8 protein-coding genes and 1 pseudogene are annotated in these 10716 nt (G+C 45.6%); all 9 read right to left on the reverse strand.

From position 1 onward, the window contains the following. Window positions 1-8: 8 nt before the first annotated feature. The 9 genes and pseudogenes from AWJ19_RS06925 to AWJ19_RS06965 all read right to left on the reverse strand — a co-directional run bounded on the left by AWJ19_RS06925 (window position 9) and on the right by AWJ19_RS06965 (window position 10379). Window positions 9-1097, reverse strand: coding sequence for a serine hydrolase domain-containing protein (locus tag AWJ19_RS06925; RefSeq protein WP_068722393.1), 1089 nt, complete (start codon window positions 1095-1097; stop codon window positions 9-11). Window positions 1098-1260: 163 nt separating this feature from the next. Next, on the reverse strand, window positions 1261-1644 hold the full coding sequence (locus AWJ19_RS06930; RefSeq protein ID WP_068722395.1) for a hypothetical protein: 384 nt from the start codon (window positions 1642-1644) through the stop codon (window positions 1261-1263). A gap of 81 nt (window positions 1645-1725) precedes the next feature. Next, window positions 1726-2886 (reverse strand): amidase domain-containing protein, encoded by a 1161-nt coding sequence (locus tag AWJ19_RS06935; protein ID WP_068722397.1) that lies wholly within the window; start codon window positions 2884-2886, stop codon window positions 1726-1728. 242 nt (window positions 2887-3128) lie between these two features. Further along, window positions 3129-5506, reverse strand: a pseudogene (locus tag AWJ19_RS06940) (NdvB protein). A gap of 146 nt (window positions 5507-5652) precedes the next feature. Continuing rightward, window positions 5653-6294 (reverse strand): hypothetical protein, encoded by a 642-nt coding sequence (locus AWJ19_RS06945; RefSeq protein WP_128083526.1) that lies wholly within the window; start codon window positions 6292-6294, stop codon window positions 5653-5655. Window positions 6295-6654: 360 nt separating this feature from the next. After that, window positions 6655-7089, reverse strand: coding sequence for a hypothetical protein (locus AWJ19_RS35610; RefSeq protein ID WP_068722400.1), 435 nt, complete (start codon window positions 7087-7089; stop codon window positions 6655-6657). A 149-nt stretch (window positions 7090-7238) separates the two neighbouring features. After that, window positions 7239-8300 carry an iron ABC transporter permease gene (locus AWJ19_RS06955; protein WP_068722403.1) on the reverse strand — a complete coding sequence of 354 codons (1062 nt, stop codon included), beginning with the start codon at window positions 8298-8300 and terminating at the stop codon, window positions 7239-7241. Further along, window positions 8293-9324 carry an iron ABC transporter permease gene (locus tag AWJ19_RS06960; RefSeq protein WP_068722405.1) on the reverse strand — a complete coding sequence of 344 codons (1032 nt, stop codon included), beginning with the start codon at window positions 9322-9324 and terminating at the stop codon, window positions 8293-8295. The genes AWJ19_RS06955 and AWJ19_RS06960 overlap by 8 nt, the downstream gene beginning before the upstream one ends. Window positions 9325-9344: 20 nt before the next feature. After that, on the reverse strand, window positions 9345-10379 hold the full coding sequence (locus AWJ19_RS06965; RefSeq protein ID WP_068722407.1) for an ABC transporter substrate-binding protein: 1035 nt from the start codon (window positions 10377-10379) through the stop codon (window positions 9345-9347). Window positions 10380-10716: the final 337 nt, after the last annotated feature.

Consider the following 10716-nt stretch of genomic DNA (forward strand, 5'->3'; position numbering starts at 1 on the left):
AGCAATGCTTATTCAGCACTATCAAGCATACGCAACAGCACATCCCGCAAATGTCCCAGATCACCCTCTGCATTACTGAGCAGAATAACCGCTGTCCCCTTGGACATATCCCGCCAAATTTCCGAGGAGAAGCCATTAATCGCCCCGTTATGTGTGTATATCGTTCCAGTCGAGCCGGGAATTGCCCAGCCTAATGCGTATTCATTAAGCTCCGGTGTGCGCATCGCTTCCCATGAGGCCTTGCTTAGGATGGTCCCGTTCTCAAGCCCCATAAGCCATTTATAAAGATCTCCTACAGTAGAATAGATACCCCCAGCTGAATAAGGCACGGTCATATCGATCGGCTGGGCGACCTGAGAGACTTCAGGAGTAAGAAGGGAATACCCGGTTGCAGTATCTGTAGAGATGCTGTCTTTAGCTAAATAACCTGATCTGTTCATACCCAGCGGTATAAAAATATGCTCCTGCAAATAATCGCTGTATGACTGCCCGCTGACCTGTTCAATTACTGCTCCCAGCAGCACGTAACCAGAGTTACTGTAGGCGAACCGGCTGCCCGGTTCAAACTCTAATGAGAGGTCTTTAAATTTGGCAATCAGTTCGTCAACGCTTACTTTGACATTCAGCTCATTTAGAAAATCCGGTAAACGGGTATATTCGGGGGTTCCTGACGTATGGGTTAGTAAATGGCGGAGTGTAACTTCATGCTGAGGATAATCTTTAATGTATGTATCTACGGTGTCGTCAACGCTGAGCTTTCCGGCCTCCTGGAGCTGTAAAATAGCTGCGGCGGTAAAGGCTTTGGTAAGTGAACCGATCTTGTGAATCGTATCAGGTCCATTAGGCAGGTTATTCGCATAGTCCGCCATGTTATAGCCTTTGGAAACAATGACCTTGTTATCTTTGACAAGCAGCACAGAGCCCGAAAAGTTCTTGGACATGTACTGATCAAGCTTTGCTTCAAAAGCCTCTTCGTGAACTTCTTCTTTCACTGGCGGCGGTGTACTATCATTAACTTTGGTGACGCTATTGTCTGAACAGGAAACCAGGACAAGGGTTAAACTGAGGGTTGCAGCATATTTTAAAAATTTCAACAAACTAAGTCCCCTCCTCTGTAAAATAACACTGCTCTATTTCCACAAAAAGCCATACGTTATCTTGAAAATAATGTTCCATATCTTTCAATTAATTCCCTGTATTCCCTTATTAAAAAGAAAAGCAACTTATCCGAAGACAAGCTGCTTTCATGTATTATTCCAGCTATGGCTTAATATCTACTTTTGTTGCATACCAGTTACCGGATTTCAATTTTAGTGTTAAGTTTACAGGTTCCCTAAAAGCAAGAGCATTATTTTCATATTCTTGAGTTACATATACTTTGGATACCAAAAAGAAATGTAGCGGAAACACAAAGCCGATATGATGTGAGCCTACACTATATTCAAAGTTATCTGCGGTCATTCCACGTTCGGCCGGATTCATATGTTCATACGCTGAACGGCTCATGTATTTCATATTGGGATCCCGCTTCATGCTTTCTTTTAAAATCATTTTAGTATCCTGCGCAATCCATACACCAAATATGATATATACAATAACAAACAAAAGAACAAATAATAGTGCTAACTTTCTTTTATTTCTCATTTTTTAATTTGTCCCTCACTTAGCATAAAATATAAAACAATGGTACAATCACTAGATTGTACCATTAAAAATATTACTTATCTACAAAATATGTGTGAAGTATGGGATTACACTCCCCGCTGTATTGATGATATAGAAGTCCCAGGTAACATTTTTCCGATTGGTAGTGTGATATGAAACCAGCGGTGAAGATGGTGTGTCCCGGTTCGTGATTACCGCTGTATGGTTCATGGTATAGTCAGAACCTTTATCGTAAGAAATGATATCGCCTTCGTATAAATATTCTGGTCCCGGCTTCCCATAGCCATGAATTGTATCTGTGCTTCTAATCAATTTAAAAAAGGAATCTGCTTGAACCCATGGTACGGCGTAAAGCCATTGGCCTGCTGCTCCGGTGTTCATCCACCAATTAGGCATCCCTTCATAAGGTTCTACTATTTTTTGTTTGGGAATCCCCCCGGCATTAAGGACTTGAGACGCAAAGTTTGTGCAATCATTTTCGAAAGTCCAATATTGTGTATTGTTATTGATAGCGTAAGTTAGTGCGTAAGCTTTTGATTGTGTCCTATTAAATGTATAAGTAGCAGCAGGTGAAACTATAGAATCTGTTGTGGAACCTAAGCGGTTTGAAAACTCTTCACGCATTATATCTATGCCTGCTTTTTTTGAATAAGATTGCTCCTGTGCTTTCTGCGCAATTTCATTATTTTTTGTTGCATACTTTTCAAGGTTGTTCATTGCTTTTTTGACCAACTCATCTCCTGTTATCGCACTTTTTGGAAATGTTGATTTAGTAACCACTTGATTTTCATCAGAAACAGTAATCGTTACAATATCTTTTAATGCAGTATCTTCATCAGAACCTTCCCAAATAATTGTCTGTGTCAATTCACCTGTAATAATGGTGTTATTTTCTATGTTCTCACTCGATGTCTGCTTAAAATCCATATTAAAGTCCTTCAGCACTCGCCCTGTTGTCTCCTCCATTACCCTAATAATGTTTAGTGCCTCATCATAAAGATAATCTAATTCCGGGGAAGCCACTGCTTGTTCAGAAAAAGCAGTTCCTTTTGCACTAATATTCTTGAAATTTTCTATTTTATCTTCACGAGAGTTTAACAGATTTGTTACTATGCCTTCTGTTGTGGTAAGTGAACTTTCGGCTTTCACAGTGCCTCCAACATATAAGGGAAGAAGAGAAGTGACAAGAATTCCTGTTAACAATACTTTTTTAGCACCCAAAATATTACCTCTTTTCTGTTTTTTTGGAATATTAATACTATTAATATCCACTTTTTGTATATTATCAAAATAACCCTTCTGAATAAATAGGGCTTTTTAACTGTTAATTTTTAGCATAGGTATAAATATTTAGTGCAAAAGGTACGCAAAAGAGCAACTTATCATCAGATAAGTTGCTCTACCGATTTGGAAGAAGACTTGCTTTCCCTCTCCTTTTCCACTTCTTCTTATTGTTTATGCATCTACTGCGGAAGTTTAACAATTACCTTATATTCCCCGCCAGCTTCCAGCCCTTTTAGGACACCATCCCGGACAAGCTCACCGTCCAGATAAACCTCTGCAGCCGTAACTCCGGCTTCACGCTTCATTTCAACATGCAGCTGTGCGCCTCTGAAGGTGCGTTTTACCACAGCCTTATTCCAATCCGAAGGCAACTGCGGCCGCACCTGCAGCCCTTCACGGTTACCCTGCAATCCGAACAGGCCGTCTATCAGACAGCGGTATACCCACGGCACGGTTCCTGTATTAAAAAGATGGCTGGAGCGTCCGGCCGTCTTCGGAAACTGTCTGTAAGCTCCGCGGTAATAGTTCGGAATAAAGACCGGCAGCTGGCCCCGCTGGATAATGTCCTCGATGTCGGGTCCCGGAAGCATTTTACGCAGCAGCCGGTAGGCATCATCCTGCTCGCCCACTGCATATAAGCCATAAATATAGAACGCTGCGGCGTGATTATAGACCGCCCCGTTCTCGGCTGTCCCCGGATGCTTTTGTGTTACCCTGCCCACATCTTCTCGCATAGCGGTGTAGGAGGGTGCCAGCTTTTCCACACCATACGGGGTTTCCAGCTGTTCCCTGACCGATCTCATCAGCTTCTCCCGTTTCTCCTCATCGGCCGCACCGCTGAGCAGCGCCCAGCCCTGCGGATTAATGAAGATCCGTCCTTCCTTATCCTCGCTGATGCCAAACACTACATTGTCGTCGGTGATTCCCCGCGCATACCACTCGCCGTCCCAGAAATACTGATTGACAACAGCATTCGTCTCATCCGCTGCCAGGCGGAATGCCATCCCGTTCTCCGGCCGCCGCTGTGTTCACAAATATCTGCCCAGATCATAAAAGCATACGCCGTCGCTATCGTCAGCCATCCGGATACGCCTGCGCCCTTATAGCCGACCATATTCATCGGGTCACACCAGTCGCCCTGATTAATATAATTCAGGCCTCTCCCGTCCCGCTCATGGATCAGCCAGTGCATCGCCCGGTCGATGTGCTCGAAGACAGAACCGGTTTCCTCTCCGCCCGAGTAAGGAACCTGCTCCTCCAGAATGGTGTAATCATCCGTCTCCTCCAGATAGGTAATGAGGCAGATCGGCAGCCAGACGCAGTGATCTGTATGTGGAACCTGGTTGATATATTTCAGTTCAGCCGCTTCGTGCAAAATAATGCCGTCCGGCATGGCTCCGTTTACATTTTGCTGGCTCAAGGCTGTCAGGAAGGCCTCCCTTGCCATGTGCGGCTTAATATAACTCATGCCCATATTATCCTGCAGATAATTCCGGGTCTGGGGATCTGTCGTCAGGCGGTTCGTCTGGCCGTGGTAGTACATCTGCCGGGGCAGCCAGTGATTAACCAGATTATCAAGATCCGCATCCGGAGTAGATATTTCGATACAGCCTCTGCCTTCCCGGATGTATTCCGCATACTCCTGCTCAGCGAGCACAAATCCGTCTTCCCCGGCTGCATTGGTAGTTAGGAACAGCCGCTGACGAATATCGGCAATCTCCTGCTCATCATGAGCGGGCCCAAACACGAAACGGTATTCCCGTTCTTCGCCCGGAGCAAGGCCGATGCTGTACTGAAGAACGCCTACGGGCGTTTCATAGCGCGCTTCCCCGTTGGCCAGCAGTCCGCTTTTGAGTGCTGACGGTGAGCCGATCCCTCCCTCTCCTTCAAAGGCTTCCTGGTTAACCTCCCAGGCCAGCGGCGCTTGATCGGCTAAAAGGAACGTCTTATCCTTCAGGAGTTTGATCTTGGCATAGTCCTGATATTTCTGGTAAGGTGTGACGGCTGTAGCTACGATCCCCTGCAGAGCTTCCTTATACTCACCGGACTGGTTCATCCAGGACATATACCCGATGGTGAAATAGGGATAGATGCTAATTTTACGGGCAGCGGAGGACAGATTGGTCACCTTCACCCGCCACAGCTCCATCGGCTCATTTTTGGGCAGGCTCAGCGTCATCTCGATAGCAATGCCGTTACGCTCTATTTTCCAGACAATATTATGTTTACCTACAGCAAAGGTATAGTGATCGGGAGGCATGCGGACAGGCTCGTACGGAGCAGAGAACAGCTCACCGCTCTCCTCATCCTTCACATAGACAAACCGGCCGGGATGATGGGCATAGTAAGGTTGCTCCGGCTGCATAAAGGTCTTGGCCTCCAGATTCGGGGCATATGAATACTTCGCCGGCTCCGGCTGCATAAATTGGGCTACCGCATACCCCCGGCAGTTCATATGGATCATCATTTGCTCATTCCACAGAAAGCCCGAAGCCTTCGGCAGAATCGTCGGACTCGACAGCTCATAATACTCATTATCTTCAGATGCTCTTATCATTTGCTTGCCTCACTTTCCAGGATTCTCGTACTTGATAGATCTTGTCTATATTCAAGAATACGCTCTCATAGGTTGCAGGGCAAGTCTATGAAATTTGATCAAAATTATCATTTGAAATAAATAGTAGACCTTATTGGCAAAATTTATCAATATTTATTTATGATAAGTTTATTGAATATATCGAGTTTTTCGTAACATTCATTTATTTCTGCCGTCACATCATCTGCGCTTCTTATATTCTCGGCAGAGATGAAACACTGATTAACAAAAGCTCCGGGATAATCATCCCACATCGAGCTCTTCTGCCTGTCCCCGACCAACTTTTTTAGAGTAAGCTCCTGTTGTGGATCGGTAGACTCTTTTGGAAAGTTTAAAAGGAAACTGCCTACTTCCACATTCAGATCTTTTAAATCACGAATAACTTCGTATAATTGCTGTAATAGAACGTCCTCATCTTTTTCCATATCCAGATCGGTAAAAACAGTAATATTGACTGCTATTTTTTCAAGGAACTCTTTACTTCTCTGTTCATCGAATTGCTGTAAATTGTATCTCCTCTTCCGTTCCTTAGTCTCTATACTATAACCATCATAATTTCCTTCTATATAAAAATGCGTTTCATACAAATCTTTTTGCAAAGCATGGTTTAGGGCTTCGTTAATTACGTAGTTATCGCTAAATTCCATTTCTTTCGGGGCAAGATACACTTCGACCAAAAAAGATCGTTCCGGGGAACTGACAGGATGAGCCCGCAGATTAACTCTTTGATCAACGTTAAGATATGTCACAGTATCCTCATCGACAGTAATCTCCTCACCATACTTTTCGCTTAGCACATGTTCAACTGACGAAACAACCTTCTTTTCGCTATAAGTGATCTGATTAATCAGTTGATCTAATGCTAGTAACAGGAAGGGTCCAAACCAGATAAGCAGTCCCAGAATTAATAGCGCAACTATACTGCGCTCAAAAACTTTCTTTTTCAGGAGTTCACCTTCTCTATAGTATTGTTTTTATTCATAGATTTCCCCTCCAAATCTCTCATGATCCGAATAGTATCATAGAACCAATATGTACTTTGTCGAACTGTGTATTACCCATTCGAAGGTTAACTGCAGAAGCGCTCCTAAAACTCGGATTGCATCTCATTACTTTGTTATTCTCATTGCCCATAACACAACTATTAGGATTATTTGTATAAGCGAAACAACTAAAGGAAAATAAAATAATAAAGAAATCTGACCGTAATCGATGTCCATATTATTAAAATGATTCAGGTCAACAAAACCCGCTACAGCTTCTTTGTTAGTTTGCATCTGTCCTAGATAATGCAGGATAAAAAAGCTAGGTAAAGTACTGGCACTAACCCACAACAAATAGTACCTGAGCTTATTAGCTTGTAAAGACATTGCGCAGGTTGTGCACAATAGAATAATTGGACTGAAATAAGCAATCCATGCGCTCTTTAATGCCACCGTTTCATTCAATCCTATTTCTAAAAAGCAAATAACGATGAAGTGAAATAATACAACTAATCCGACATGAACTAAGATTCTCAATTTTAGATTTGCTTTGATCAGCAAGATATCACCACTCTATAGTAAAGTGATTGCCACTTCATTCTGTTCCCTCTACATTTTATCGGATTAATTTCCTAATTTATGTATTATGTCTCTAATTTCGGATATTGTACTCTTAAAAATCAAAAACGACTCATCCGAAGACAAGCCGTTTAAGCTTTATTTTTCAACAATGATTTCCGTAATAAAAACAGAAAAAAAGGTGCCCCCAGCAGCGTAGTAACCGCCCCCACCGGCAGGCTGGTCTGATGATTCTCCATGCCCGGAAAGGGCAGCCTGAGCGTGATGCTTTGTCCGATCCAATCTGAAGCCAGTAATAACAAGGCTGATAGCAGAGCGCTGGCCGGAAATAGCGCCAACGGCTTTCGTCCTGTAAGCAGTGAAGCAATATGCGGTCCTATGAGTCCAATAAAGCTTATAGCTCCTACTACGGAAACCGTAGCTGCCGTCAACCCCGAGGCGATGATCAGCAGCATTACCCTGGACCTGTTTACGTTAAGGCCCAATCCGGTGGCGGTAGCATCCCCCAATTGCAGCAACTCCGCTTTTTTCGCATACATCATGGACAGCAGCAGGCCGAGGATCGTCCATGGCCAGAGCAAGGTCCAGCTGGACCAGCTTCGTCCATTCAGGGAACCAAACGTCCATAAGAAAATGGTGGACAAGCCTTGCTGACCCTGTAAAAGAAATAGCGAGGTCGCCGACTGTAGTATAGCTGTCACAATCAGGCCGATCAGCGCAAGCCTTGTCCTATTGCCGGCATGTCCGGCATTGAGTGTAACTACCAATAACACTGCCCCCAGTCCCCCTATTAAGGCGACAATAGTTAGCGGTACACCCTTGACCAGAGGTTCAGCAGCAAAATTAAGCCAGAGCACAGCCGACAATACAGCCCCGGAGGATGCACCTACAAGGCCGGGCTCCACAAGCGGATTGCGCATGACAACCTGGAGGATGGCCCCGGCAGTGCCCAGCATCAATCCGGCGGCAACAGCAATTAACGCACGGGGCAATCTTAAATTCCAGACGATATAACGAAGGTCCTCATCGCTGCCGTGGTGAAACAAAGCCTGCACGACTTGCTCAGGCGTCAGTGTAGCTTTACCAAGTCCAATATGCAGGACGAACATCACGGAGATGCCCAGCAGAAGACAAAAAAAGGTGCCTTTTATTCTCAGTCTTCGAGCCCCTGCCTTCCCCCCTTTCTTAATCATTGCTACCTCCTCCTTGACGCTTCAAAAAAAGCAGCAGGAACACACCCCCGCCGAGCAGTGTCGTCCACACCCCGACGGGAATTTCCATGGGATAAAACAACAGCCGCGCAACCGTATCTGCCGTGACTAACAAAACGCCACCCGCCAACACCGCTAACGGCAGGATCTGACATATATCCGCTGTCCCCAGCAAGGTACGGATGATATGCGGCGCAATCAGGGCAATATACCCGATCGGACCGCATTGGGCAACCGTTATGGCTACCAATCCCGTACATACCCCCAGCACAAGAACCCGTACACGGAGCACCTTAATCCCTAGACCAGCGGCTGCTTCATCCCCTAATTGCAGTAAATTTAGCGTGCGGGCAAACATAAAAGCAACAGGGAGTGCGATAAGGGCCCAAGGCAGAATAGGCAGGATATGATCCCAGCTGCGGTTAGCCAGCGAACCAAGCAGATAGGTGTAGAGCAGGTTCACATCATTACTCGTCGCCAGTGCGATCAGAACAATGAGCAATCCATTCAGAATAGCAGACACAGACATGCCGATTAAAAGCATACCTGCCGCCCCCCGGCTCCCTCTTGCCGATAACACGACACATAATCCGCCGAGCAGGCCTCCAATTAGGGTGATTACCGGATGCAGAATGACTGCAACCGGCAAATGCAGCACGGTAACAGCAGCCATGGCAAGCGAGGCTCCCGATGAAACACCCAGAATCTCAGGTCCTGCCAGCTTGTTATTCATTGCAGCCTGCATAAGTGTGCCTGCAGCGCCAAGCATCATCCCGACAAGCAGACCCAGCAGCACACGGGGAATTCTCATCTCCCAGACAACGGTATTCTGCAGATCAGTGCCTGTCCGCTGAAAAATAATGCCGCCCAGCTCCTGCAACGGGATCTCCGGTGACCCCGAGCTAATATTGAAGATGGTTACCCCTGCAAGCAGCGAGCACAAGATGACTGCCGGAAAAATAAAACCTCTCCTACCCGTCCTGCTGATCTGCGGTTCCGTTTGCATCCGAATTCACCTTCTCCTGTTTAAAACTGCTCCGGATACAAGGCTTCCAGCGCTTCATCCAATAAAATCCCAAGCGAACGGGTTCCACGGCCGTCTCCCCAGATCGGGGACCGAACTTCAATCACGTTCTGTTCCTGAACAGCTTTCAGCTTACTCCATAAGGGCAGCTCTTGCATTTGCTCGGACAAAGCTTTTGTACCCGGGCTGTATGAATAGCTTTCTACAAATATGACATCAGGGTTCTCTTCCAGCAGCTTCTCCAGTGAATACTGGATGCTTCCTTCTCCATAAGGATCTTCCGACGGATCATTCACCTTGAACGGGTAATGGCTCACTTCCTTTAATACGGAGCCTCCAAGACCGCTATCGGTAACTATTGAAAAATTGACATCTGTTCCGTACATAATCAGTGCTTTTTTATCCTTGGGTGCCTTCTGCTTAGCTTTCTCAAGCTTGCTTAAGAATTTCTCTGCTGCAGCCTTGGCTTCGTCTGTTCGTCCTGTAAGCCTTCCGATGTCCTCCAGAAGCTTAACTGAATCTGTATACGTTTTGGGCTGAGCCAGATACACAGGTACTGCACCTGCAAGCCCCTCACGCAAGGAATCGTGCACACCAAGCAATCCAATGACCAGATCTGGCTTCACTGTTATAATGTCCTCCAGATTAGGTTCAAAGAAGCTACCGCCAATGGAAGGAATGGTTGTCCCATGCTCCCCGTAAAATTCCTCTGCCACAGCAATGGTGCGCACGCCGCTCTCTCCGATCGCCACCGGCTCCATTCCAAGCTCCGCTACTATATCTACACAAAGGGATACCACGCAGGCTACCTTCGCTACTTTTGATTGAAATTCAAGCTGTTCGCCTGAGGCATCAATCATTTGCTGCGGTTCAAAAGTCGCTTCTGGCGATTCATCCGTCACAAGTGTCGCGGCTGGCTCCGATTGCTCCGGCTGCTGAAGATTAGCCGATGGATTCGTAGTGGACGAGCTGCATGCAGCCAGCAGAATAACGGTTAACAACATAGAGATTAATAGCAGGATTTTCGTATGCTTCATCGTTAAAAATCTCCTTACCTGTAGTTTATTAGTAATAATTACGTTTAAACTATATCAGAAACTTTACGATTTGAATACTTATGTTTTTGCGGCACATGTCCAGAAGCCCTCTTCATTAGAGCAGAATACGATGTCACAAAAATAAACCAATCTCGAATGATCCCGATTCGAATTGGTTTACCTTAGTGTTTATATTTAGGGTGCAGGAGCGGCAATGATTCCGCCTGATTTATCAATAATGTGCCTTTTTTATGGGAAACCATCAGCCCTTAACCGACCCTACCGTTAGCCCCCCTACAAAATACTTCTGCAGGAACGAGAATGCAACCAGCAATGG

The organism is Paenibacillus sp. DMB5, assembly GCF_001517085.1.
Classification (GTDB): domain Bacteria; phylum Bacillota; class Bacilli; order Paenibacillales; family Paenibacillaceae; genus Paenibacillus_AQ.